This window comes from Gemmatimonadaceae bacterium, from assembly GCA_020851035.1.
Taxonomy (GTDB): Bacteria; Gemmatimonadota; Gemmatimonadetes; order Gemmatimonadales; family Gemmatimonadaceae; genus JACMLX01.
Window position 1 is genome coordinate 72,851 of the sequence record JADZDM010000007.1, and the last position, 25,377, is coordinate 98,227.

Sequence of the window (25,377 nt, forward strand, 5' to 3'; positions counted from 1 at the left end):
CACACAGCAATCCGGTGACAGTGCACGAATTGCGGCGTTCGTGCACTGTCACCAGATATTCGCGAGCTCTCGCAACAGGTGCACTGTCACCGATTTTCCCCCGCAATCCGTGCACTGTCACCGATTCTCCCAATTCGTGCACTGTCACCGATTTTCCAATTCGTGCACTGTCACCGATTTTCCCACCGATTGGCCGTGCCACCGGCCTTCCTGCACCGAACGGCTTGCTGATGCGACTGCTCATCCTCGGCGCGTCCGGGGGCTGTGGCCAGTGGCTCACGCGCATCGCCGTGGCGCGCGGTCACGAGGTGACGGCCCTGGTCCGTGGCACCGCCCGGACGTCGCAGGCGCTGGCGGGCGCCACGATCGTGCGTGGAGACGTGCTGGATCCCGCGTGTCTCCCGTCAGTGCTCCGGCGACAGGACGTCGTGCTCTCGGCACTCGGCATGCGGCGCGCCAGCCGCAATCCATGGTCCGCACTGCTGTCGCCGCCGGACTTCACCGCGCGTGCAGTCCGCGGCCTGATCCCCGCCATGGAACACGCCGGCGTCACGCGGCTGGTGGCGATCAGCGCCGCCGGCGTCGGCGACAGCGACAGCCAGCTGACCTGGCCGGTGCGCAGGCTGCTGAGCCTTGGCAATGTCGGCGTCGCGTACCGCGACCTTGCGGTCATGGAATCGGAGCTCGCAGCGAGCCGCCTCGACTGGCTGGTGGTGCGGCCGGTGGCGCTGGTCGATGGCGAGGTGACCGGGACCGCGAGCGCAGTCACGCGCTTCGGGCTCGCCTCCACCATCCGGCGCGCCGACGTCGCGCAGTGGATGGTCGAAGCAGCGGAATCCGTGCCGCAGCGCGCGTCGCGTTTCGTGACACTCGGCTCCTGACACCATCCGACAGGGACGCGGTGTTCAGCCGGGCCGGTACGCGCCCCAGACCGCCGCGAAGGTGTCCGAGATCTCGCCGACGCTGGCCCGCGCCCGCACGGCCTCGATGATGAGCGGCATCAGCGGCTCCCGCGGCGCATCGCCCGCATACGCGGCCGCCGCATCGCGGATGGCCGACAGCGCCGACTCCACGCGTACCGCGTCGCGCGTCGCGCGCACGGCGGCCAGTCGCCGCACCTGATCACCTTCCAGGGCCGAGAAATCCGGCGTGGCGATCGTCGGCGGATCCTGCCCATCGCCGAACCGGTTGACGCCGACGATCACGGTGTCGCCTGCCTCGACGCGCAACTGGTGCTCGTAGGCGGATCGCCCGATCTCGTCCTGGAAGAACCCCGTCCCGATCGCCGCGGCGCTGCCGCCGAGCGCCTCGACCTGCGCCATCAGCGCGAGGGCACGCGTCGCGAGCTCGGTCGTGAGCGACTCGACGTAGTAGCTGCCCGCGAGGGGATCGACGGTCTGCGCGACACCACTCTCGTAGGCCACGATCTGCTGCGTCCGGAGCGCCAGCGTCGCCGCCTCCGCCGTCGGCAGGGCCAGCGCCTCGTCGTAGCCGTTGGTGTGCAGCGACTGCGTGCCCCCCAGCGCCGCCGCCAGGGCCTGCACCGTCACCCGCACCACGTTGTTCAGTGGCTGCTGCGCCGTGAGCGTCACGCCGCCCGTCTGCGTGTGGAAGCGCAGGCGGCAGCTCGTCTCGCTGGCCCCGAAGCGCTCCCGCATCAGGTGGGCGTAGAGTCGTCGCGCCGCACGGAACTTCGCCACTTCCTCGAACAGGTCGTTGTGGCAGGCAAAGAAGAACGACAGCCGCGGCGCGAAGGCATCCACGGCGAGGCCGGCCGCGATGGCGGTCTGGACATACTCCACCGTGTTGGCGAGCGTGAACGCCAGCTCCTGCACGGCCGTGGCCCCCGCCTCGCGGATGTGGTAGCCACTGATCGAGATCGGGTTCCAGTTCGGCACCTCGGCGGCGCAGAACCGGAACGTCTCCGCGACCAGGGCCAGCGACGGCACCGGCGGGTACACGTATGTGCCCCGCGCGATGTACTCCTTGAGGATGTCGTTCTGCGTCGTGCCACTGAGCGCCGCGCGGGCGATGCCGCGCTCCTCGGCCACCACGATGTACATCGCCAGCAGCGTGCTCGCCGTGGCATTGATCGTCATCGACGTCGACACCCGGTCGAGGGGGATGCCGTCGAGCAGCGTGTGCATGTCCTCGACGGTGTCGATGGCGACACCCACGCGTCCCACCTCGCCCAGCGCGAGCGGCGCATCGGAATCGATGCCCATCTGCGTCGGCAGGTCGAACGCCACCGACAACCCGGTCTGGCCCGCGTCGAGCAACATCCGGTAGCGCGTGTTCGACTCCGCCGCGGTGCCGAACCCGGCGTACTGCCGCATCGTCCAGAGCCGTCCGCGGTACATGTCCGGCTGGACCCCGCGGGTGAACGGAAACGCCCCGGGCTCCCCCAGCACCGCCCCCGCCGCGTCCTCCGCGTGGTAGACCTTGCGGATCTCGATCCCCGACGGTGACACCGTGCCGGCGGCCGGTTGCGGCCGCACCTTCGCTCCGCTCACGCCGTGGCCGCTGCGGGGGCCAGCATCTCGATCGCCGTCTCGACGTCGCCCTTGCTGCCAAGGTACAGCGGCGTGCGCTCGTGCAACTCGGCCGGCTGCACGTCGAGGATGCGGATGCGGCCGTTGCTGCCTGCGCCACCGGCCTGCTCGCACACGAACGCCAGCGGGTTGGCCTCGTAGAGCAACCGCAGCTTGCCCTTCGGCGACATCGTGTTGGCCGGGTACACGAACACGCCCCCGGCCAGCAGGTTGCGGTGGAAGTCCGCCACCAGCGACCCCACGTAGCGCACGTTGTGCGCCTGCTGCTGCCCGTCGAGGCCGCGGTAGCGCCGCATCAGCGCCTTCACGTTCTCGTCCCAGTACTGCTCGTACGAGTCGTTCACCGACAGGAACTTGCCGCGGTGCGGGGTGCGGATGTTCGGGTGCGAGAGCAGGAACTCGCCGATCGAGGGATCGAGCGTGAAGCCATGCACACCCTGGCCGGTGGTGTAGACCATCATCGTGCTCGAGCCGTAGATGATGTACCCCGCCGCGACCTGCCGCCGCCCGGGCTGGAGGAAGTCCTCCAGCTCACCCTGCCGGCCGTTGGTGATCTTGCGCACCACGGAGAAGATCGTGCCCACCGGCACGTTGACGTCGATGTTCGACGAGCCGTCCAGCGGGTCGAACATCAGGCAGTACTTCCCGGTGCGGAAGCGGTCCGGGATCGGGATGATGTCCGGCTCCTCCTCGGAGGCCATGGCGCAGAGGCGGCCACCGTGGTCCATCGCCTTGATCATGATGTCGTTGGACAGCACGTCGAGCTTCTGCTGCGTCTCGCCCTGCACGTTCTCGTTCTCGGTCGCACCGATGATGTCGACCAGCCCGGCCATGCGGACCTTGTTCGAGATCATCTTCGCGGCCAGCGCGACGTCGTACAGGATGCCCGAGAGCTCACCGCTCGCCTCGGGGTAGAGGCGCTCCTGCTCGATGATGAACCGCTCGATGGTGACGACGGAAACGGGGGTGTGGTTGACCACGGTCACGCGCCCGGAGGAAGGTTGGACGGCCAGGGCCGTTTGTAACGCGTTGCAGCCCAGGCATCGGCGTCCGCCTCGAAGCGGTTGCCGGCATACCCGCGCGTGAGCGATTCCCACACGTACAGCAGCGGGAATGCCAGTGACCCGGCGAACTGCTCGGCATGCCGATGCTCGTGCAAGAGTAACGCGGGCTCCCACGCGACGCCGGGCGCGAGGTAGACGGTGCGCCACAGCGTGATGCCCTGAACTGACGACTGACCGAGGCACCAGCCACCAACCCGCGGCGGCAGCCCGCCGCGGCGCCACCGCACCGTCGTGAGCTCCGGCCACCGCTCAGCCAGCCGCTCGGGCAGCGCCGCCGGCTCCCCGATCAGGGGGCGGACGAACCGGTGCCGGAACCACGAGGTAGCGCGGGTGAGGAGAGTGTCCATGCTCGAGCGGCGGTGGCGATGACCAGATCCCGGCCATCCGTACTCACGACAGTCGTTCCGGCCACATCGGTCCGCAAGAGCGGAACCGACCGCCGGGCGTATTCGGCCACGACCTCGGGGGAGGGATGCCCATACGAATTACCCCGCCCGACCGAGACCAGCGCCACCCGGGGGCGGACCGCGTCGAGGAAGTCGCTGCCAGAACTCGTCCGGCTGCCGTGATGCCCGACCTTCAGCACGTCGGCACGCAGCCACGCCGGCGGGACGTGCTGCAGCAGCCAGTCCTCCTCGGCGATCTCGGCGTCGCCCACCAGCAGCATCGCGATGCGCCCGAACTCCACCCGGAGGACCGTGCTGGCGAGGTTGGCGTCGTCGAGGCCCGCCGTCCAGGACGAGTCGGGGGCCAGGAACCGGAACGTCACCCCGTCCAGGTCGAGCGTGTCACCCGGGTGCACGCGCTGCCAGCGCACGCGGTGCACCGCCGCGCTCTCGAGCGACGCCCGGTACGCCGCGGTGGCTCCGGCGAACGCACCGTCGAGGTAGCGTGCCGGTGGCATCCGCCCGAGCAGCGCCGGCGCGCCACCCACGTGGTCGAGATGAGGGTGCGAGAGCACGAACGCCTCGAGGGGGCCGCCGATGCGCCGCAGGTAGGGGAGCACCGTCCGGCGCCCGCGATCGAGCCCGGGCGCGCCCCCACCCGCGTCGACGACGACCCAGCGCCCCCGCGGCGTGCGGACGGCAATGGCGTCGCCCTGCCCCACGTCCAGCATGTGCAACTCGAGCCGTCCGGAACCACGCGGGGCGCCCAGTCCCGACCACACCAGCACCACGACGCTGCCGGCGGCGGCGAGCAGGGCCGGCCCCGCGTCCCGCCGGACCATGGCCGCCAGCAGTGCGCCCGAGACCACCCCGCCGAGCACCGCCGCGTTCAGCGTCGGCGTGAGGTCGGTTGCCGCCCACGTCGGCGCGGCGGCGCGGACCGCGACACCGTCGATCAGCGCGAGCAGCGGATGCACCGCACCCGCCACGAAGCGTGCGACGGCCGGCCAGGGCGAGCAGGCCAGCGCGAGGAAGAGCGTCGGTTGCAGCACGGTGACCAGCGGCGCCACCACGATGTTCGCGGCCGGCGCGATGAGGCTGATGGTGCCGAAGTGCCAGGCGATGAGTGGCGCCGAGGCCAGGCTCGCCACGACGCTGGCCACGAACTCGCGTCGCAGCGATCCGCGCCACCCGCCGCCGCTCCAGCCGACACGGCGCACGAGGCGCGCGCTGGCGGCCAGCGCGACGACACCGAGCACCGACAGCTGCCAGCCGAGGTCGAGCGGGGCCGCCGCATCGGCGAGCACCGGGATCAGCGCACCGAGCACCAGCACCGACCACGGCGACGCGGGGCGTTGGCGGAGCCTGGCGACCATCACGCTGCCGAACATCACCGCGGCCCGCACCGCCGGTGGCGGCAGGCCAAGCACCACGACGTAGCCGGCGGTGAGCGCGAGCGAGGCGAGCGTGGCGGCGCGCAGCGAGAGGCGCAACGCACTGCCCAGGAGCAGCAACGCCCCCGCGATGATGGCGACGTGCACCCCCGAGACCGAGAGGAGGTGCACCAGGCCGGCTCGCGCCCATCGCTGGCGCATCTCCGGATCGATGAGGTGCATGTCGGCCAGCAGGAGTGCCCTCGCCATGGGTGCGTCGCCGGCGAAGGTCGAGTCGACGCGACGCACGCCGGCCGCCCGCAGGCCGGCGCGACGCAGCAGATCGCCGGTGGGCGTGACGGTGGCGATCGTGACGACGAGTCCCGCGCGCGATGGCTCCGGTCGTGACGCCGTGCGAAGCCAGATCCCGCCGCGCACGCCGACCCGGGCCCGGATGCGCCCCGTGGTCTCACATCCGCCGCGGTGGGGACGGAAACGCGCCGGCGCCATCCCGCCCGAATCGGCATCGAAGTCCGCGACGACCTCCACCTGGCTGCTCCGCATGAGCAGCGCCCTGCAGTGTGCCTCACGCCATCGGATGGCCGTGGCGCGCGCGCCGGCGGCGAGGGCCAGTGCCACCGTCGCGAGGATCGCGAGCCGGCCGCTGCGTCGCACCATGCGGGCGATGCACAACACGGCCACCGCGCTCCCCGCGGCAACCGACGTGACGCCCGCACTCCCTGCCGCCGAGCCGATGATGTAGCAGGCGAGGATCCACGAGGTGGCGGGCATGGCGACACCATGCGGCCCGTCGCCCCGGCGCGCACATCAGGCGAGCGCACGCGGCATCATCCGCGCGCGCGCCGCCGTGTCAGCCCGCCATTGGCAGGGCGGCGCGCGCAGCCACCGGCGCCCCGGTGAAGGTGTGGCCGGTGGTCCCGGTGATCTCCACCGTCATGTAGCTGCCGATGAGCGACGCATCCCCCTGCACGAGGATGGTGCGGAAGTCACGGGTCCGACCCTGGAGGAGGTCGCCACGCCGCGCCAGTTTCTCGACCAGGATCTCGTGGCGCGTGCCCAGCAGGCGCATGTTCACCGCGCGACTGTCGGCCCGGATCGTCTCCACGAGCTGCAGCAGCCGCGCGCCCGCCACCTCGTCCGGCACCGTCTCCTCGGCCGCCATCCGCGTGGCGGGCGTGCCTTCACGGGCCGAGAACTTGAAGGTGAAGGCATCCATGAAGCCGACCTCCCGGCAGGCGCTGAGCGTTTCCGCGAAATCGTCGTCGGTCTCGCCCGGGAACCCGACGATGATGTCCGTGGTCAGCACGATCGACGGGATCGCCGCGCGCAGGCGTGCGACACACTCCATGAACCCCTCGCGCGTGTAGCGCCGCAGCATGCGGCGCAGTGTGCGCGTGGAGCCGCTCTGCATCGGCAGGTGCACGTGCTCGCAGACCGTGGGTGTCTCCGCCATCGCGGCGATCACGCGGTCGCTGAAGTCATTCGGGTGCGGGCTCGTGTAGCGGAGGCGGCGCAGGCCGGGCACGCGGCCGACGGCGCGCAGCAGGTCGGCGAAATCGTGGCGGCCGTCGTTGTAGCTGTTGACCGTCTGCCCGAGCAGCACGATCTCCGACATGCCATCCGCCACCACCTGCTCCGCCTCCCGCAACACGTCGTCCAGCCGGCGGCTGCGCTCGCTGCCGCGGGTGGTCGGCACGATGCAGTAGGTGCACCGGTAGTCGCAGCCGCGCTGCACGGGGATCCACGCCTTCACCCGGTCGAAGCGGCGCGGCGTGAAGTCCTCGTAGTGCTCCTCGAGGTCGAAGGTGGTGGCGGTGGTGCGGGCGCCGTGGCGTGCGCCGTCCACCAGCGACGGCAGGGCGCGATACCCGTCCGGGCCGATCACCAGCGACACATGCTTCGCCTGCTCCAGCAGCCGCGGGCCGAGGCGCTGCGCCATGCACCCGGTCACCCCCATCACGGTGTCCGCCTTCATGTGGCGCTTCAGTTCACCCAGGCGGCCGATCACGCGCTGCTCGGCGTGGTCGCGGATGGCGCAGGTGTTGAGCAGGATCACATCCGCGCCATCCGGCACGTCCACCACGGCGTAGCCGGCGTCCACGAGCTTGCCGAGCATGAGCTCGGAATCGCTCACGTTCATCTGGCAGCCGTAGGTCTCGATGAAGACGGTGGGGCGCAGCGGCATGGACGAGTCAGGAAAGCGGTGTGGCGATGGGCCGGACCGGTGTGGTGCCGGCCCCGAGGCGGGCAGCGAACCGTACGCCGCGGCCAGGAGCGGGCTGCGCGAGCTCCACGGCAATGTAGTCCTCCGTGAGCCCGTCCCGGTGACCATCCGCATGCCCGATCACGATCACGTCAGCCACCCCACCGATGCGGCGGGCCACGTAGGCGGCGGCCGCCGATGCCCCGAGCTGGCGCAGCTCCGCGGCCCGCGCGCGCCGGACCGCATCGGGGACGTCGCCCCCGAGTCGCACGGCCGCCGTGCCCGGCCGCGCAGAGTACGGGAAGACGTGCAGTCCGCTGAACGGCAGCGCCTGCACCACGTCGCAGGTGGCGCGGTGGTCGGCCTCCGTCTCCCCCGGGAAGCCGGTCACGACGTCGGCACCGAGGCCGAGCACCGGCGCCCGCACGAGGAGCGCCTCGATCGCCGACACGTAGCGGGACGAAGTGTACCAGTGCCGTCCCATGCGCCGGAGCACGGCGTCGCTGCCCGACTGCAACGGGGCATGCAGGTACGGGGCGACCCGGCGCGGGTCGTGCACCAGCAGCTCGCCCAGGAAGGCATCCACTTCGGTCGCCTCCACACTCGACAGCCGGAAACGCACCGCCGGCACGCGGCGCACGAGCGTGTCGAGGAGCATGGCGAGCGACGAGCCCTGCTCCGCACCGTACGACCCGATGTGCACGCCCGTGAGCACGATCTCGGCGTGATGCGCGGCGAGCCGGCCGGCCTCCTCGACGAGTTCATCGACGGGTCGCGAGCGGCTGGCCCCGCGCGCGAGCGTGGTCGCGCAGAAGGTGCAGTGCTCGTTGCACCCGTCCTGGATGCGCAGCAAGCCACGCGTGCCCCGCTGCGGACCGGTGGGCGCGCCGGTGGTGGTGGCCTGCGGCAGCCCGATGGCCTGGCCCACGGCATGCAGGTCCGCACCGCCGATGACGGCATGCACCCGCGGCAGTTCCGCCAGCGCAGCCCCGGATCGCGCGGCCGCGCACCCCATGACGATCGTCCGCACCTGCGGGGCGTGACGCGCCGCGCGCCGCACCTGCTGCCGCAGGTCCGACTCGGCGGCGGCGGTGACGGCACAGCTGTTGAAGACCGCGACGTCCGCGTCGGCGACGTCGTGCACCACGGTGCCGCCGCTGCGCGTCACGAGCGCCGCGACGGCCTCCGAATCGTACTGGTTCGCCCGGCACCCGAACGTCTGCAGGAAGACACGCACTGCCACGGGCTCAGGTGCGCAGCCGGAATCCGAACGACACGATGAAGCCGTTCTCCTTCACGTTGTCGAGGCCCGGGACCTTGCGCGCGGCACGCTCGAGACCGAGGTCGATCTGCGCGCGGCCGAAGCCGACCGGCAGCCCGATGCCGCCACCGAGCACTGTCTCCGTCGGCTGGCGGCCTGCCACGCCGTACGGCAGGTCGCGACGCCTCGCACCGAGGCGCACCAGAAGCTGGCCGCCCGGCAGCCGCGGTCCCGGCACCTCGGCACCGATGCCGTACTCCTTCGTGTCGAACACACCGGCGGTGCTGGCACCCAGGCCCTGCATCGACGACCATCCCTCCCAGTTGTAGCGGGCGGCGATGTTCGAGCCACCCACCTCCCAGCGCACCGCCGCGCCGGCGCGGTTCGGCACATCGGCGTTGAAGCGCGTGGAGTCGTTCAACTCCGCGCGCATGCCGAAGCCGATCCTCGCGGAGCCAGCCAGGCTGAGGCGCTTGTGCGGCGTCAGTTCCACCCCGAAACTCAGCCCGGTGCCGCCGAAGGTGAGTGTGCTCTGCTCCGGGATGTCGGCGTAACTCACCGTGTCCACGCGGACACCAGTGTCGCCTGCAATTGCCCGCGTGGTGTTGACGCGGTTCTCGCCGGTCACGACGTGCAGTGCGGTGCCGACACGGAGCCACTTCGTGACCTGCATGGCGCCACCGAACCGGATGTCGCTGATGCCGCCACGCGCCGTGGTGGTGGTGGTGGTGGTCACGGAGTCGGCGCGGATGTACTGCCGTGCGGTGAGGATGGTGGTGAAGTTTCGCTCCAGCAGCGTGGAGCTCGACACCCCGAAGGCGAAGCGCTGCCCCGCCGGCAACCCGATCGCGAAGACCGGGAAGCGCGCCACGAGCGACGTGGTGCGCGTGCCCGCCACGGTGGTGGAGCGGCGCTCTGGCGAGTACTGCAGGTACGCGCCGGCCACGCCCCAGTTCAGGAGGGCAGCCGGATTGACCGGTGCGGCGGGATCGAACTCACCAAGCGCGCCGCCCGTCGTCGCCGCGCGCACCGTGAGCTGGCCCGGCGGGTAGCCGTACCCCTGCAACGCGACCGCCCCCTGCGCCCGCAGCGCCCCGGCGGCGCACAGCAGGGCGACACCGAGCACGGTGGCGGAACGTGCGCGGGTCATGGAATCGCTCCTTCGCGACGGGTGGTGTACGTGACGCGGAGGCGCGGTCGCAGCGACGGGATCGTCGCCCGTGACGAGAAGAACGCGGGGCGCTGTTCCTGGAAGGTCTCACCCTCGGAATAGAGGACGAAGCTCGTCGGGATCACGGTGTCCTGCGCGATCCAGAGCCGGATGGCGGCGCCGACATCGAACGAGCGGGTCCCGCTGTCCGCCGCGGCGATGCGCAGTGACGGCAGCAGCACGCCCTCGAGGGTCGGGTCGAGGAACTCCACCAGTCGCCGCGGGTCGGAGCCGAGCGCCGGCCCCGCGATGCCCACGCGGGCACGGATGCGGATGAAGTCACCGGCCCCCGGCATGGTGCGCCGTGGGCGCTGCACGAGGTCGAGCGAGGCGCGCACGATCGTGACCGTGTCGAGGAACCCGCGCGGGATCCGCACCTTCAGCAGGCTGCGCGAACCCACCATGCCGCCCACCTCGAGTGACCCGTCGTTGAGCAGCGTCGTGCGGTCCTGCAGCACCAGCGTCTGCGACCGCAGCCGCTCCGGTGATGCCGCAGTCCCGTTGTACTGCGTGGAGACGAGCCAGGAGTCGACGGTGGTGTCCGGTGACGGATCGTACGTCACGCGCGGCACGAGGTTCGACGAGTTCACGCTGGGCGCCACGAACCGGAGGCCAGCCGGGCCTGCGGACGTGACCTGCATGCCGACGCGGATCCGGTGCGCCTTCGTCACCAGGCGCAGCATGATCGAGTCGGGGATGGAGACCTGGAACGACCGGATGGTCACGCCGGAGCCGGAGCCGTCGATCGTGTCCGCATACACCTCGTCGCGCGTGAACGTCCGCGTGGCGATCAGCCGCGACGGCACGAACCGCGCCGCGAGCACGGCGGCACTGGTGTCATCGGTGACCGTGGAGTCGTCCACGTCGTAGAGCGACACGGTGGTGTTGCCAGCCGGGATCACCGACCGCGCGGTGTCGATGACGAGCAGCAGCTTGCTGTCCGTCACCGCGGCGATGGAGGTGGTGTCGGTGGCCGAGAGCGTGCGCGGCAGCGTGTCGAACCGGAAGACCTGGCGGATGTCCACCGAATCGGGACGGCTGACCACCGGCACGAAGGTTTCGTAGAGGTAGCCGCCGAGGCCATCCGAGGTGGCGAGCCCCGGCGCACGCCAGCGCTCACCGACCCCGGTGAAGCCGGCGTACATCGAGTCGAATTCCACCACGTCGAAGGTGGTGTCCCTGAACGCCAGCGAGTTGTCGGTGCAGAGCACCGGACAGTTCTTGCTGGTGTCGAGGCGTTCCGAACACGCCGCCGCGAGGGCGATCGCGGCGAACGGCAGGCAGCGTAACAGCGGGCGAAGAGACACGGAAACGGGACGGAGAGTGGCGAGTGAGCGCCGTCAGGAGACGGTCATCAGGTTCGCCGCAAAGGCAGCGGGCAGCAGGGCATCGAGGCGCCAGCGCTGGCTGGCCCCACCGGTGGTGATACTGGTGATCTCGAGCGTGGGGGCGAACTCGTACAGCACCTGGCGACAGATCCCGCACGGGGGCGTCGGCACGGCCGCCTCGGTGCAGATCACGATCGCGGTGAACGTGCGGCAGCCATCGGCCACCGCGCGCGAGAGCGCCGTGCGCTCGGCGCAGATGCCCGCCGGGTAGGTGGCGTTCTCCACGTTGCAGCCGACGTGCACCGAGCCGTCGGCGGCGAGCAACGCAGCGCCGACACGGAAGTTGGAGTACGGTGCATAGGCGCGACGCATCGCGGCCTCGGCGGCAGCGGCCAGGTCCGGCGGCGGCACGGGCGGGGTCGGGACGGTCATCGCATCACCACCGGTGACAGGACCCGGGCCAGGAAACTCGTGCCGTGCCCGCGCCACCCCAGCCCGAAGGCCTCGGCGACGGTGGCACCGACATCCGCGAACGTCGCGCGCGGAGGGAGCACCCCGCCCTGCACCGACCGTCCCGCGACCAGCAGCGGCACGCACTCGCGCGCGTGATCCGTCGATGCCGTCGTGGGATCGTTGCCGTGATCGGCGGTGATGAACAGCAGGTCGTCGTCGCGCAGCGCACCCAGCAGCGCCGGCAGCGCCGCGTCGAACTCCGCCAGCGCGCCGGCAAAGCCGGCGACGTCGTTCCGGTGCCCGAACTGCTGGTCGAAATCCACGAGGTTGGCGAAGAGGAACCCGTCGGTCGTGCCATCGAGCCACCCCTGCACCAGCGCCAGGCCCTCGGCGTTCCCCGAGGTATGGGTCGAGGTGATGCCACGGCCGGCGAAGAGGTCGTCCACCTTGCCCACGCCCGTCCGCGCGATGCCGGCAACTGCCAGCGCATCGAGCAGCGTCTCCGCCGCCGGCGGGACCGAGTAGTCACGCCGGTTCGCGGTGCGGTGCCAGGCGCCCGGCGTGCCGGTGAAGGGCCGCGCGATCACGCGGGACACGTTGCAGGGAGCCACCAGCAGCGCGCGGGCCAGCTCGCAGGCGCGATACAGCTCCGCGAGCGGCACCACCGACTCGTGCGCCGCAACCTGGAAGACGGAATCCGCGGAGGTGTAGACGATCCACGCGCCGGTCGCGACGTGTTCCGCGCCGAGCCGGTCGAGCACCGCCGTGCCGCTGGCCACGCAGTTGCCGATCACGCCCCGCCCCGTGGCTTCGGTGAACGCGTCCAGCACACTCGTGGGGAAGCCATCGGGAAAGACGGGGAACGGCGTCTCGAGCACCACGCCGGCCAGCTCCCAGTGGCCGGTGGTGGAATCCTTGCCGGCGCTGCGCGGCGTCAGCGTCGTGACGACGGCGGCAGGCGCAGCCACCGCGTCCACGCCGTGCAGCGGAGTCACGTGCCCCAGCCCGAGGCGTTCCATGGCGGGCAGCCGGAGTGTCGTGACCTGAGCGAGCACGTGGCCGAGCGTGTTGCTGCCGGCATCGCCGTACGCGTCGGCATCGGGGGCCGCGCCGCAGCCGACGCCGTCGAGCACGATCACGGCCACACGCCCGCTCACGCCGCGACCCCGACGGGGGCGGCACTGGCGAGGTACGTGCGTGCCGCCCGTGCCCGCAGCCCGGTGAGGATCTCGTACGGTGACCGGCGCGCGTGCGCGGCCACCGCACTCACGCTCGACGCGGCGTCACCGCCGATCAGCGTGACGCGATCACCCACTTCGCACTGCACATCCGTCACGTCGCACATCGTCATGTCCATGGTCACGAGTCCCACCACCGGCACCGGGCGGTCGTTGACGACCGCGGTGGCGCCATTGCCGGCGCCGCGCGGATATCCGTCCGCATACCCGAGCGCGACCGTGGCGATCCGCCGTGGTTCCCGCGCACGCCAGGTGGCGCCGTAGCTGACCGAGTCCCCGGGGGCCAGCCGGCGCAACTCGACCACCGGCGCCGCCAGCCGCACCACGTCCAGCGGCGTCCACGCGGCCGGTCCCACCGACACGCCGTAGAGCGCGATCCCGGGGCGCGCGCAGTCGTACCGCGACACCCCGCGCTGCAGCAGCGCGGCGCTGTTCTCGGCGTGGATCGACGCCGGACGCACCGGCAGGGCGCCCACAACGGCCGCGAAGCGCTCTTCCTGCACAATCATCGAGCCGGGGTCGGTGTCGGCGGAGTGGAAGTGCGTGAAGACCCCGTCAGGCGCAGGGCCGGCGGCGAGCAGCGCGCGGATCGTGGCCGTGTCACGCCAGTGCACGCCCGCGCGGTTCATCCCCGTGTCGACCGGCAGCTGCCACCGACCACCGAGCGCCAGCCAGGCCGACAGGTGCCCGGGATCCGACAGCGCCAGCGTGAGTCCGGCCTCGCGCGCGAGGGCGAAGGCGGACGGCAGCACCGGTGTGAAGACCACCACCGGCCGCGCGACGCCGGCGGCACGCAGCGCCCGCCCCTCGTCGACCGACGCGACGCCGAAGGCCACCGGCGATTCCGGGTCCAGGACCCTGGCAACCTCGACCGCACCCAGGCCGTAGGCGTCGCTCTTGACCATCGGCAGCAGCGGAACCGCCGCACGCCTCGCCAGCAGGCGATAATTCTCCCGCACCGCGGCGAGGTCCACGGTGAGCATGGCGCTCAGGGCGCGGGCGTCGGCGGGAGTGGCGGTCACAGCCTAGGAAGCTACCGGGAGCGGTCGTAACGATGCAAGCGAAAGCCAGCCTTGAAGATACCCTCGCACTTATGCGCGATCTCCGGGCCCGGTGTGACTGGGACGGCGCCCAGACCCACCAGTCCCTCCGTCCGTACCTGATGGAGGAGGCGCACGAGGTGGACGACGCGCTGCGGCTGGCCGACGACGGCCTGTTGCGGGAGGAGCTGGGGGACCTGCTCTTCCAGGTGCTGTTCCACAGCGTCATCGCCGAGGAGCGCGGGGCGTTCGACCTGCACGAGGTGGCGGCGGCGCTCATCGCGAAGATGCGGACGCGGCATCCGCATCTCTATGGCGGGGGGGAGGCCGTACCCTGGGAGCGGCAGAAGGCGAAGGCCCGGGAGTCACTGGCGGACGGCCTGCCGGTGGACCTCCCCGCGCTGCACCGGGCCCACCGGCTGCAGGATCGTGCCGCCGGCGTCGGGTTCGACTGGGACGATGTCCGGGGTCCGCTGGAGAAAGTCCGCGAGGAGGTGGAGGAGGTCGCGGCGGAGCTGGCGCCAGGGGCGGAGGGTGTCGCCCCCTCGCAGGACGCGATCGAGGGTGAGCTCGGCGACCTGCTGTTCGCGGTGGTGAACCTCTGCCGCAAGGCGAACGTCCACGCCGCCGTGGCGCTGGACCGGGCCAACCTGAAGTTCGTGCGCCGCTTCACGGCGGTCGAACGGCTCGCGGCCGAGCGCGGCGTGCAGGTGGGCACAGCGTCGCTGGCGGAGCTGGACGTGTTGTGGGATGCGGTCAAGGAGGCCGGCGGATGACCGTGACGCAGACGGTGGCGCCACCGCGGTCACTCACGACCATGCAGCCCTACTTCCGCGAGCTGGCCGTGAACCGGGAGACCGCCCTCGCGCTGCTCGACGGCCTCACCGCGACGCAGCTCGCCTGGTGCCCCGACGACGTGTCGTGGGGCCTGTCCGAGATCTGCGCGCACCTCGCGAACACGTTCGAGGTGGCCCTGCCGGCGCTGGACCGCGCCATCGAGCGCGGGCATGGTGATGCCGCCTACAGCGACCGCCCGTTCACGGGGAACGTCGTGACGCGCCTGATGGTGTGGACGATGGAACCGCCGGTGCGCGTCCGCCTGCGCGCGCCGCGCGTGCTGCGGCCGGACCCGGCGGCGGACCCGCTGCTGTCCCGCCAGCGCTACCGCGCCGCACAACACGCCTTCGAGATGCGGCTCGAGCGGGCGGCCGGGCTGGACCTCACGCACGTGCGCGTGCAGCTGCCGACCATCCGCAGCCTGCAGCTCGCGCTGGGCACGGTGCTGGCGCTGCTGCTGGCGCACGAGCGCCGCCACCTCTGGCAGGCGACGGTGGTGCGCAAGGCCGGTCCCTTCCCGCTCGCCGCGCGACGCCGCTTCGCCTGAGCGGCGCGCGCGCGCGCGTCACCGCCGCCGGGTCACGGCCGCAGGCGGTTCATGAGGCGCGGGAACGGGATGCACTCGCGGATGTGCGGCGTGCCGCAGAGCCACGCCACCGTGCGCTCGAGCCCGAGCCCGAAACCGCTGTGCACGAACGTGCCGTACTTCCGCAGGTCGAGGTACCAGGTGTAGGCCGCGACATCCAGTCCCTCCTCGACGATGCGGTGCAGCAGCTTGTCGTGGTCGTCCTCGCGCTGCGAGCCGCCGATGATCTCGCCGTACCCTTCCGGCGCCAGGCAGTCGGCGCACAGCACCGTGCGCGGATCGTCGGGATTCTCCTTCATGTAGAAGGCTTTCGCCTCCTTCGGGTAGTTGCAGATGAAGATCGGCGTGCGGTAGTCGGCCACCAGCAGCGCCTCGTCCTCGGCGCCGAGGTCCTCTCCCCAGGTGATGGCACTGCCCTTCTGCTGCAGCGTGGCCACCGCGTCGGTGTACGAGATGCGCGGGAACGGGCCCGTGATCGCCTCGAGGTGGCTGACGTCACGCTCCAGCACGGCGAGTTCCGGGCGGCGACGCTCGAGCACGCGCGCGGTGATGTAGAGCAGCATGTCTTCCTGGAGCTGCATGCTGTCGTGCACGTCGTAGAACGCCATCTCCGGCTCGATCATCCAGAACTCGGTGAGGTGGCGCCGCGTCTTCGACTTCTCGGCGCGGAACGTGGGGCCGAAGGTGTAGATGCGGCCCAGCGCGGCGGCCAGCGCCTCGCCGTAGAGCTGCCCCGTCTGCGCGAGGTAGGCGCTGCCCTCGTCGAAGTACTCGGTGCTGAACAACCCCGAGCGCTCGCCGATGGCGGCGGTCAGGATCGGCGTGTCGCAGTGGATGAAGTCGCGGGCGTAGAAGAAGTCGTGGATCGCCTGCTCGATCTCGTGCCGGATGCGCATCAGCGCCACCTGGCGCGGCGCGCGCAGCCAGAGGTGGCGGTTGTCCATCAGGAAGTCGACGCCATGCTCCTTCGGCTGGATCGGGTAGTCGATCGGGCTGGCCCCGAGCACCGTCAGCCCGGTGGCGCCCAGCTCGGCGCCGCCCGGGGCGCGCGGCTCGAGCCGCACCTCACCGCTGACCGAGACCGACGCCTCGAGCGTGAGCGTGCCGAAGCGCTCCCACACCTCGGGTGTGACCTGGCTCTTCACGAACACGCACTGCACCACCCCGGTGCCGTCCCGGACCACGAGGAAGGCGACCTTGCCCTGCGTGCGGACGTGCTGGACCCAGCCGCGCACGGTGACGGCCTGGCCAGCCGCCGATGGCAGCGCGTCGATGTACTGCACCTGACCTGTCATTGTTCTGCACTGCTCCGCTCGCAAGATTGGGGGGCAACGTACCGATCGCTGGAATGCGAGTCAACGCATTGCAGCACCGACGCCTACGCCCCTTTCGTGACCCCAGTCTTCCGCGAGCCGAAACCAGCGCTGCACCTCGTGTCGCACCGGCGTGGGGTGTCGCTGCGTGTCCGGCTGGTGGCGGGGCTGCTGATGGTCGCGGCGATCCTCGTCGCGCCGCTGGTGGTGACGCGGTTCTCGCTGAAGCGGCTGTTCACCGACATGGAGCAGCTGCAGAGCCAGGACTTCCGGGCCTCGCTGCTGCTGGGTGGGATGCGCACGATGGCGGACCAGGTCCGCCGTGGCGACGACCAGATCGGGGGCCTGCGCGACTCGACCGGCGCCCCCATGCTGCGGGCGGCCGTCGCGCGGCTGCTGGTGCTGAGCGACAGCCTGCAGGCGATCGCGACCGGGCCGTCGTACGCGGCGGTGGACTCGACCGTGCGCGAGGTGAACCGCCTCACCGGGCTGAGTCTCGAGGCCATGGAGAATCGCGACTTCGACCGGGTGGACAACCTGTCGACCCAATCGGTGCGCCCCGGGCTGAGCCGCATGCTGACCGCGGTGGCCGAGGCGGAGGCCGCCCTCCGCATCGAGACGGCGGCCCGGGTGCGCCGCGCCCGGGACGAGACGGGGCAGGCGCGGCAGGTGTCGCTGATCGCGCTCATGCTGGCACTGGTGCTGGCCGCCATCGTGGCGGCGTGGATCATCGTCAGCATCGCGAGACCGGTGGCCGACCTGCAGTACGGCATGGAGCGGGTGGCCGCCGGCCAGTTCGACCACAAGCTGTCGGTGGCTGCGCGGCGGAGCGACGAATTCGGCAGCCTCGCCGCCAGCTACGCCGCGATGGCACAACGCCTCGGCGAGCTGGACCGCCTGAAGGCGGAGTTCGTGTCCATGGCCTCGCACGAGCTGAAGACGCCCCTCAACGTGATCCTCGGCTACCTCACGCTGCTCGACGACGGCGTGTACGGGCCGTTGAACGACAAGCAGCGCGAAGTGGTGCACACCTTGGAACGCCAGAGCCATTCGCTGAACCGCCTGGTGCGGCAGCTGCTGGACGTCTCGAAGTACGACGCCGGCGGGGCGAAGCTGGACCTGCAGCCGCTGGACACCCGGGCATTCTTCGCGGAGCTGGAGGACTCGCTCCAGGTCCTGGCCCACCAGCGCGGGGTGACGTTCAGCGTCACGTCCGCTGACGGGATGCCGGGCGAAGTGTGGTGGGATCATGACCGCATGACCGAGGCGATCGGGAACCTCGTCACGAACGCCTGCAAATTCACGCCGCGCGGCGGCGTGGTGGCGCTGCACGGCGACGGCGAGCCCGGCGTGGTCCGGATCGAGGTCCGCGACAGCGGTGTCGGAATTCCCGCCCCGGAGCTTCCGCACGTCTTCCGCAAGTTCTTCCAGGCCGGCAACCAGGAGGCGGCCACCGGCGTGGCTGGCACCGGGCTCGGCCTTGCCATCGTCCGCGGGATCGTCGAGGCGCACGGCGGATCCGTGAACGTCTCGTCGGAGGTGGGCGTAGGGACGACATTCACGATCCTGCTCCCGCAGCGCGCGCCGGCCCCCCGCCGTCAATCCGTGTCACCACCCACGGCGAGTGCCACGGCACTCCCGAGCACTTCGACATGACCCTGCACGTTCGCTCCCGCCTGCTGCCCCTCGTCGTGACCGTCGCACTCGTGAGCTGCCGCACGGCCGCGCCGGCCGCGGCCCCGCCCGTCGCGCCGCCCCCGCTTCCCGCACCCAGCGTCACGTCGCAGTGGGTCGCCGTGCAGGGTGCCGTCCTGGCGCTGGTGGCGGAGAACCGCACCGCCGCGGCCGACTCGTCACTCCAGCAGTTCGCCCGCGAGTTCGCGCGCACCAACGAGGGAGATCGCGCGCGCTGGTGGCGTGCACTGATGCGCGCCGACCAGCGCGCGGCGACCGGCGATCCCACCCTCGCCATCGCACAGATCGACTCGCTCCTCGCCGACTCGCTCTCGCAGGAGATCCGTGCCGAGGCCACGATCATCCGGCGCAACTTCGTCGCGATCGATTCCGTGCGCCGGCTCGAGGTGCGCCGGCGCACGCAGGCCACGCAGACGGCCACCGAGCGTCTCGACGAGCTGAAGACCACCCGCGACTCGCTCGGCAAGCTGCAGGCGGAGATCGATCGGCTGCGCCGGCGCCTCCGGCCGTAGCAGCGCGCCGCCACGCGCGCATCAGCCGACCCGGAACAGCTCCAGCGCACGACGGTAGCGGCCCGTGAGCAGGTCACGCAGCGGCGCGTGTTCCGGCGCGCTCAGCGTCGGGTCGCCGGCCAGCAGCTGCTCCGCGGCCGCGCGCGCCACCGGGATGAGCGCCTCGTCGCGCAGCGGATCGGCGACGCGGAAACTCGGCAGCCCGCTCTGCCGCTCCCCGAAGAGGTCCCCCATGCCGCGCAACCGCATGTCGGCACGCGCGATCTCGAATCCGTCCTCGGTGCCGACGAACACGTCGAGCCGCTCCGCCGACTCCGGTCCCACGTCACCGAGCAGGATGCAGTAGCTGTCGGCCGCCCCACGGCCCACACGGCCACGCAACTGGTGCAGCTGCGACAGCCCGAACCGCTCGGGATGCTCGATGAGCATCACCGACGCATTGGGCACGTCGATGCCGACCTCGATCACCGTCGTCGCCACCAGCACGTCCATCTCGCGTGCGAGGAAGGCACGCATCACGGCGTCCTTCTCGTCGGCCTTCAGCCGGCCGTGCAGCAGCCCCACGCGCCGCGCCACGAACGCCCCCGCCGCCAGCTCCGCGGCCATCTGCGTGGCGGCACGCAGGTCACTGCGCTCGGATTCCTCGATCACCGGATACACGACGTACGCCTGCCGCCCCGCGTCGAGCTGCGTGCCGATGAACGCCATCACCCGCTCCCGGGCCGACTCCGGCCGCCGCGTGGTGACGATGGGGATCCGCCCCGGCGGCTTCTCGTCCAGCAGGCTCACGTCCAGGTCCCCGTAGATCGTCAGCGCCAGCGACCGCGGAATCGGCGTGGCGCTCATCAGCAGCACGTCCGGCGTCGCCCCCTTGGCCTGCAGCGCCTTCCGCTGCTCCACGCCGAAGCGGTGCTGCTCGTCCACGATCACGAGGCCGAGGCGGCCGAACGTGGTGGCCTCCTGCACCAGCGCGTGTGTCCCGATCACGATCAGCGGCTCGTACGACGCCAGGCGCGTGGCGACGGCGCGCCGCTCCGCGGCACCCATCCGGCCAGTGAGCAGCGCCGGCGTGATGCCAAGCGGCGCCAGCAGCGACGTGAAGGTGCGGAGGTGCTGCTCGGCCAGCAGCTCCGTCGGCGCCATCAGTGCGGCCTGCCAGTCGTTCTCGAGCGCCACCAGCGCCGCGAACAGCGCCACGATCGTCTTGCCGCTCCCCACGTCACCCTGCAGCAGGCGGTTCATGCGATGCACGCTCGTCATGTCGGCCACGATCTCGCGCAGCACGCGCACCTGCGCACCGGTGAGCGTGAACGGCAGGCGTTCCTTCAGGGCGGTGGTGAGCCGTCGCCGGTTCACGAACGTGATGCCGTCACGCGCCGTGCGCTCGAGCTGGTTCGCGCGACGATGCAGGAGCTGCACGCAGAACAGCTCCTCGAACGCGAGCCGCGCCCGCCCATGCTCTGCCTCCTTCACGCTCCCGGGACGGTGCACCTGCCGGAGCGCCTCGGCCAGCGGTGGCACGCCGGCGGCGGCCAGCACGGCCGCCGGCAGCGGATCGCGCACCTGCGGCAGCAGCGCATCGAGCTGCGCGTCGACGAGCTGGCGCAGCAGCTTGGTGGGCAGCCCCTCCGTGGCCGGATACACGGCCAGCACGCGCCCGCCGGCCGTGCCCGCATCCTCGGCGCCGAGGTTCACGAACTCGCGCGGCGCCAGCTGGCGGCCGTGGAAGACGCGCACCGGCCCGCTCAGCAGCAGCACGTCACCGACGTTGATCGTGCGGTCCAGGTGCGGCTGCCCCGGCCAGCCCACCTCGAGCAGGCCACTCGCGTCCTGGATCACCGCCTGGAAGATCCGCAGCCCGCGGCGGGTGGGGATGATGCCCTTCGAGATCACGCGGCCGAGCACCGTGACGTCGCTGCCCGGTTGGGCGCGCGCGACGGGCAGCACGGTCGTCGCGTCCTCGTAGCGTCGCGGGACGTGCAGCAGCAGGTCACCGGCGGTGGTGATGCCCAGCCGGCCAAGCAGCTCGGCGCGCCGCGGCCCGACGCCCTTGAGGTACGTCACCGGTGTGAGCAGCGTCACGGGCGGCGCACTTCCACCACCGCGCCGGTCGCGTCGCTGCGCCGCACCGTCACCGCTCACGACTCGAACATCGCCTCGGCAAACACCTGTGCGTCGAACGGCTCGAGGTCGTCGGCCCCTTCGCCGGTGCCGATGAACTTCACCGGGATGTCGAGCGCCTCGTGCACCGCCACCACCACGCCGCCCTTGGCCGTGCCATCCAGCTTCGTGACGACGAGCCCCGTCAGCGGCACCGATGCCGCGAAGGTCTTCGCCTGCTGCACCGCGTTCTGCCCGATGGTGCCGTCGAGCACCAGCAGCGCCTCATGCGGCGCCCCCGGCAGGCGCTTCGCGATCACGCGCACGACCTTCCGCAGCTCGTCCATCAGCGAGTCGCTGGTATGCAGCCGGCCGGCGGTGTCCACGATCACCACGTCAACACCGCGCGTCACACCGGCGTCAATCGCGCTGAAGGCCACGGCGGCAGGATCGGACCCGGGCGACGCGCCCACGAAGTCCGCGCCGGTGCGCTGGGACCAGACCCTGAGCTGCTCGATGGCGCCGGCACGGAAGGTGTCACCGGCCGCAACCAGCACCTTCTTCCCCTCCCCCCGCAGCCGCGAGGACAGTTTGCCGATGAAGGTCGTCTTGCCGGCACCGTTCACGCCGAGCACCAGGATCACGGTCGGCGCCTCGGGCTGGTAGTGCAGCGCGGGATCGGCGTTGCCGGTGCGGAGCGCCTCCGCGATCTCCTGCTGGAGCGCCGAGCCGAACTCCTCGTCGGTGCGGATCTCGCCGCGGCGGGCACGATCCTCCACCGCGGCCACCAGGCGCAACGTCACCGCCACGCCGAAATCCGACTCGAGGAGGACCTGCTCGAGCTGCTCGAGCGACCCCTGGTCGACACCGCCCTTGAGGACGACACGCCAGTTGGTGGTGACGACCGACTTGACCTTCTGCCAGAAGGACTTCTTCGGGAGGTCGCCGTCGCGACGAAAGAGGCGCGCCATGCGAGGAGTTCAGGGTGGGACGATCAGGAGGACCGGGCGCCAGGGCGACGCCGGTCAGCGCAGGCCGGCACGCCGCCGCAGCAGCCACTCGGCAGCCAGCAGCAGCACTGCCGCAAGGTAGAGCCAGCCGACCGAGCGTGCACCGCGACGCACGGGACGGGCCTCCCCGTTCAGGGGACCACTGCGCAGCGTGACGGCACCGGGGATCCACTCGCGTGAGGCGCTCACCGGAATCACCACCGCGGCGCCGTCGACGGTGCCGCGCCACACCCCTTCCGCCAGCGCCGGCATCGTCGCGTCACCGGCCGTGCCGAAGCGGAGCGAGTCACGTCGTGTCCGTCGATCCCCATCGCGGATGAGGCTGACGATCGACAGGGGCTGCGCGCCGCGACGCCAGGCCAGCGGCGTTCCGCCGCGCACGACCGGCGTGGCCGGCACGGGCACGGCCGCCCTGCCACGGGCGCCGAGCAACCAGTCCGTGGCGGCGCCGATGACGGACTGGAACGCGATCTCGCTCACGCCGCCGCGGGCGCGCCACCGTCCGTATCCGGCGGCGGTCAGCACGACGCGGCGCACCTCGCCGTCGATCACCGACAGGATCGGCGTCGCGCCGCTGGCCGTGACGCCGGGGGCTGCCGTCAGCGCCACCACGCCGCCGCGCGCCGGCGCGGCGGCCTGCAGCGGTGGCAGCGACTCGACGACGATGCCCGCGAGGCCCGCCTGCAGTGGCGAGGCGGGGGCCCGACGCACGAGCAGCTCCGGCGCGTCCTCCGCCGGCGGCGAGAGCAGCAGGAGCGCGCGCGTGCCGAGTGCACCGGGCGCGCCCATCGCCGTCGTGTCGCCGTGCAGGACGGCGAGGGTGGCGCCGCGCACCGCGCTGCGCACCACCGATTCCTCCACCGGCAGCAGTGCACCGTCGCGGAGCCAGCGCCCCGGGGCGATGCGGTAGTACGCATCGGTGGGCAGCGACACGCTCGCACGCAGTGCCGTGGCCACATCGCGCACGTCGGCGTCCGGTGCGGTGGAGACGATCACGATCCGCTGGCGTGCGCCGCGGCGGAACGCAACTGCAATGGTATCATTGCGCGACTGGGCATCCGCACCGGCGGGCAGCGCGGCCCGCAGCACCGCCACCGAGTCACCCGCCGGCACGACGAGGCGCTCCTCGATCACCGCCTCCCCATTGGCCAGCAGCGGCGGCACGGGCGACTCGGCCAGCACGACGCCATCCAGCAACCAGCGCACCGACGCGGCGACCGGCATCGCGGCGCTGGCGGCAATGCGGACCTGCACCGCCACCGTGTCACCCACGCGCCCCTCCGCCGGCGCCGACAGGTCCACCACCGCCCGATCGGCTGCCGGTCGCACCGGGATCACAACCAGGCGCGAGCCGGGCATCGCCTGCTGGAGCGCGTCGGCATCGTCGAGCGCACCGTCGGTGACCACCACCAGTCGCTCGCCACGCGCCGCCGCGCGCTGCATGAGCGGCGTGGCGAGGCTGGCGGCGTCCACCGGGCGCGCCGGCGCGTCGCCTCCACGCACGGAGTCGCCGAAGAGCAGGACGGCCGCCCCGCCCGACGCCGAGCGTGCGGAGTCGAGGGCCGCGCGCCACGCGCCCGCATCGCCGCTGCGTGACCAGCTCGCCGACGCATCGAGTGCGACCAGCGGCTCGGGCGGCCGCGCCACCCCGATGGCCAGGTCGAGCAGGAGCGCGAGCACCAACACCACCGACACGACGCGCAACGCCATGAGCAGGCGGCGCAGGCGCGGCGCCGCCCCCGCGGGATACGCGATCCACGCCACCAGCAGCCCTGCCCCGAGCGCGAGCCCCCAGCCGAGCGGTCCGTTCACCTGGTGGCGCCAGCGCTCTTGGCGGGCACGCCGACATCGATCCTGACGCCCGGCGGGGCCGCGTCAGCGGCGCGGGAGGCCGCCTCGGTGGCGGGAAGGCCGAGCCGCGAGGCAAGCCCGTCGCGGACGCTGGCGAACGCCGAGAGCTTCGGGCCGGACAGGGTCACGCCGCTCGCCGCGCGCAGCGTTCGCGTGGGTTCTCTTGACACACCGTCCACGAGGGTCTCGAAGTGCAGATGAGGGCCCGTGGAGAGTCCGGTGGACCCGACGAAGCCGATGACCTGTCCCTGCGTGACGACCTGGCCTTCACGCAGGGATGGTGCAAAACCGCGCAGGTGTCCGTAGCGCGTGACCATCCCGTCCCGGTGGCGGATCTCGACCATCTTGCCGAACCCGCCGCCGTACCCCGCCTTGATCACCGCGCCGTCGCCGACCGCACGGACCGGCGTGCCGAAGGGTGCTGCGAAGTCGATGCCCGCATGCCGGCGGACCGTCCCGAGGATGGGATGGACGCGCAGGCCGAACGCGCTCGACATCCGACGGAACTCGAGCGGTGCGGTGAGGAAGGTCGTCCGCATGGGCCGACCTTCCAGATCGTAATACTCCGCGTTACCGGCGTTGGTTGAGAACCGGATCGCACGCAGCCACTGGCCATCATGGTAGATGCCCCCGGCCACCAGCGCACCGACCTGCTCGGCACCGAACGCGGTGCGGCGGCGCTCCATCACGACCAGCGCCGAGTCCCCCGGCGCGAGATCCCGTCCGACATCGAGCTTGTACTCGAAGGCCTCGGCCAGCGCGTAGGCGGCCTCGATCCGACCTCGCACGGTGAGCGCGCCGCGGCCGGCGTTCCGCATCGATTCCACCAGCGAGCCACGGGTGGCGGTGCGGATGACCACGGTATCGGTGCGCCAGAGTTCGCGGCGCTCGGTGGCGCTCCAGGTATTGCCCGCGGTGCGCATGACCCGGATGCTACGGTCGTCGGCGACCTGGAACTCGACCTCCCGCACGGGAGCGGCGGCGCTGTCGGCGTAGATCGCGAGCGGGATGTCTCGCCGCGCGGTACCGCGCATCTCGGATGCCTTGAGCACCGCCAGCGCGTCGTCACGCGGGAGGCCAGCCCGGACGAGCACGGTGACGACACCATCCCTGGCCCGGATCGTGTCGCGGCGCGACACGGGGATGGCCGTCTCGCCCCGACCGGCAGTGGTATCCCTCGGGAGCGGGGGCGAGCGCTTGGGCAGGCCCCAGATCGCGAGCGCGGCGGCGCCGAAGACCGTCAGGAAAACGACGGCGCGCGCCCGTCGCCGCAACTGGCGTTCGAGCGCGCGCTGACGTCGTGACCTGTAGCGATCCTCTGCGGCGGGAGCGTCGGGCATCCCC

General features: G+C 71.7%; 21 protein-coding genes. 5 read left to right on the forward strand and 16 right to left on the reverse strand.

The annotated features are described in order from the left end of the window. Nucleotides 1-230 precede the first annotated feature (230 nt). The gene (locus IT355_07305) at nt 231-881 is read left to right on the forward strand and encodes an NAD(P)H-binding protein (GenBank protein ID MCC7053060.1); all 651 of its coding nucleotides are present in this window, start codon (nt 231-233) and stop codon (nt 879-881) included. Nucleotides 882-905: 24 nt separating this feature from the next. Here the strand turns inward: IT355_07305 and IT355_07310 are convergent, their stop codons facing one another. The 11 genes from IT355_07310 to alr form a co-directional block, all read right to left on the reverse strand. Then, nucleotides 906-2,471, reverse strand: a complete 1,566-nt coding sequence (locus IT355_07310) for a methylmalonyl-CoA mutase (protein ID MCC7053061.1) — start codon at nt 2,469-2,471, stop codon at nt 906-908. Nucleotides 2,472-2,509: 38 nt separating this feature from the next. Next, nucleotides 2,510-3,532 (reverse strand): class 1 fructose-bisphosphatase, encoded by a 1,023-nt coding sequence (fbp, locus tag IT355_07315; GenBank protein ID MCC7053062.1) that lies wholly within the window; start codon nt 3,530-3,532, stop codon nt 2,510-2,512. Nucleotides 3,533-3,534: 2 nt separating this feature from the next. After that, on the reverse strand, nt 3,535-3,963 hold the full coding sequence (locus IT355_07320; protein MCC7053063.1) for a hypothetical protein: 429 nt from the start codon (nt 3,961-3,963) through the stop codon (nt 3,535-3,537). Continuing rightward, entirely contained in the window at nt 3,903-6,167 is a 2,265-nt protein-coding gene (locus IT355_07325; protein MCC7053064.1) for a DNA internalization-related competence protein ComEC/Rec2, read from the reverse strand. Before IT355_07325 ends, IT355_07320 begins: the two co-directional genes overlap by 61 nt. Nucleotides 6,168-6,246: 79 nt before the next feature. Next, on the reverse strand, nt 6,247-7,581 hold the full coding sequence (gene miaB, locus IT355_07330; GenBank protein MCC7053065.1) for a tRNA (N6-isopentenyl adenosine(37)-C2)-methylthiotransferase MiaB: 1,335 nt from the start codon (nt 7,579-7,581) through the stop codon (nt 6,247-6,249). Between the two features lie 7 nt (nt 7,582-7,588). Further along, complete coding sequence (locus IT355_07335) at nt 7,589-8,842, reverse strand: MiaB/RimO family radical SAM methylthiotransferase (GenBank protein MCC7053066.1); 1,254 nt, start codon at nt 8,840-8,842, stop codon at nt 7,589-7,591. Between the two features lie 4 nt (nt 8,843-8,846). Then, nucleotides 8,847-10,010 (reverse strand): hypothetical protein, encoded by a 1,164-nt coding sequence (locus IT355_07340; GenBank protein ID MCC7053067.1) that lies wholly within the window; start codon nt 10,008-10,010, stop codon nt 8,847-8,849. Beyond that, a complete protein-coding gene (locus IT355_07345) occupies nt 10,007-11,377 on the reverse strand; it encodes a hypothetical protein (protein ID MCC7053068.1) in 1,371 nt (456 codons plus the stop codon). Before IT355_07345 ends, IT355_07340 begins: the two co-directional genes overlap by 4 nt. A 33-nt stretch (nt 11,378-11,410) precedes the next feature. Next, entirely contained in the window at nt 11,411-11,830 is a 420-nt protein-coding gene (cdd, locus tag IT355_07350) for a cytidine deaminase (GenBank protein ID MCC7053069.1), read from the reverse strand. Then, a complete protein-coding gene (locus IT355_07355; GenBank protein MCC7053070.1) occupies nt 11,827-13,008 on the reverse strand; it encodes a phosphopentomutase in 1,182 nt (393 codons plus the stop codon). Before IT355_07355 ends, cdd begins: the two co-directional genes overlap by 4 nt. Continuing rightward, on the reverse strand, nt 13,005-14,111 hold the full coding sequence (gene alr / locus IT355_07360; GenBank protein MCC7053071.1) for an alanine racemase: 1,107 nt from the start codon (nt 14,109-14,111) through the stop codon (nt 13,005-13,007). The genes IT355_07355 and alr overlap by 4 nt, the downstream gene beginning before the upstream one ends. A gap of 71 nt (nt 14,112-14,182) precedes the next feature. On the opposite strand from alr, the gene mazG reads away from it, so the two are divergent. Together mazG and IT355_07370 are read left to right on the forward strand one after the other, a co-directional pair. Continuing rightward, nucleotides 14,183-14,905, forward strand: a complete 723-nt coding sequence (gene mazG / locus IT355_07365) for a nucleoside triphosphate pyrophosphohydrolase (GenBank protein ID MCC7053072.1) — start codon at nt 14,183-14,185, stop codon at nt 14,903-14,905. Next, the gene (locus tag IT355_07370; protein ID MCC7053073.1) at nt 14,902-15,513 is read left to right on the forward strand and encodes a DinB family protein; all 612 of its coding nucleotides are present in this window, start codon (nt 14,902-14,904) and stop codon (nt 15,511-15,513) included. Before mazG ends, IT355_07370 begins: the two co-directional genes overlap by 4 nt. Nucleotides 15,514-15,545: 32 nt before the next feature. Here the strand turns inward: IT355_07370 and asnS are convergent, their stop codons facing one another. Beyond that, nucleotides 15,546-16,847 carry an asparagine--tRNA ligase gene (asnS, locus tag IT355_07375; protein ID MCC7053074.1) on the reverse strand — a complete coding sequence of 434 codons (1,302 nt, stop codon included), beginning with the start codon at nt 16,845-16,847 and terminating at the stop codon, nt 15,546-15,548. A 96-nt stretch (nt 16,848-16,943) separates the two neighbouring features. Between asnS and IT355_07380 the strand changes: the two genes are divergently transcribed. Next, entirely contained in the window at nt 16,944-18,521 is a 1,578-nt protein-coding gene (locus IT355_07380; GenBank protein ID MCC7053075.1) for a HAMP domain-containing histidine kinase, read from the forward strand. Beyond that, nucleotides 18,518-19,072, forward strand: a complete 555-nt coding sequence (locus IT355_07385; protein MCC7053076.1) for a hypothetical protein — start codon at nt 18,518-18,520, stop codon at nt 19,070-19,072. Before IT355_07380 ends, IT355_07385 begins: the two co-directional genes overlap by 4 nt. 21 nt (nt 19,073-19,093) lie before the next feature. Here the strand turns inward: IT355_07385 and recG are convergent, their stop codons facing one another. From recG to IT355_07405, 4 genes are read right to left on the reverse strand one after another with little or no spacing between them, the layout of a single operon-like run. Continuing rightward, on the reverse strand, nt 19,094-21,214 hold the full coding sequence (gene recG, locus IT355_07390) for an ATP-dependent DNA helicase RecG (protein ID MCC7053077.1): 2,121 nt from the start codon (nt 21,212-21,214) through the stop codon (nt 19,094-19,096). Beyond that, entirely contained in the window at nt 21,211-22,143 is a 933-nt protein-coding gene (gene ftsY / locus IT355_07395) for a signal recognition particle-docking protein FtsY (protein MCC7053078.1), read from the reverse strand. Before ftsY ends, recG begins: the two co-directional genes overlap by 4 nt. 54 nt (nt 22,144-22,197) lie before the next feature. Next, nucleotides 22,198-23,994, reverse strand: coding sequence for a hypothetical protein (locus tag IT355_07400; protein ID MCC7053079.1), 1,797 nt, complete (start codon nt 23,992-23,994; stop codon nt 22,198-22,200). Next, the gene (locus IT355_07405) at nt 23,991-25,373 is read right to left on the reverse strand and encodes a M23 family metallopeptidase (GenBank protein ID MCC7053080.1); all 1,383 of its coding nucleotides are present in this window, start codon (nt 25,371-25,373) and stop codon (nt 23,991-23,993) included. Before IT355_07405 ends, IT355_07400 begins: the two co-directional genes overlap by 4 nt. Nucleotides 25,374-25,377: the final 4 nt, after the last annotated feature.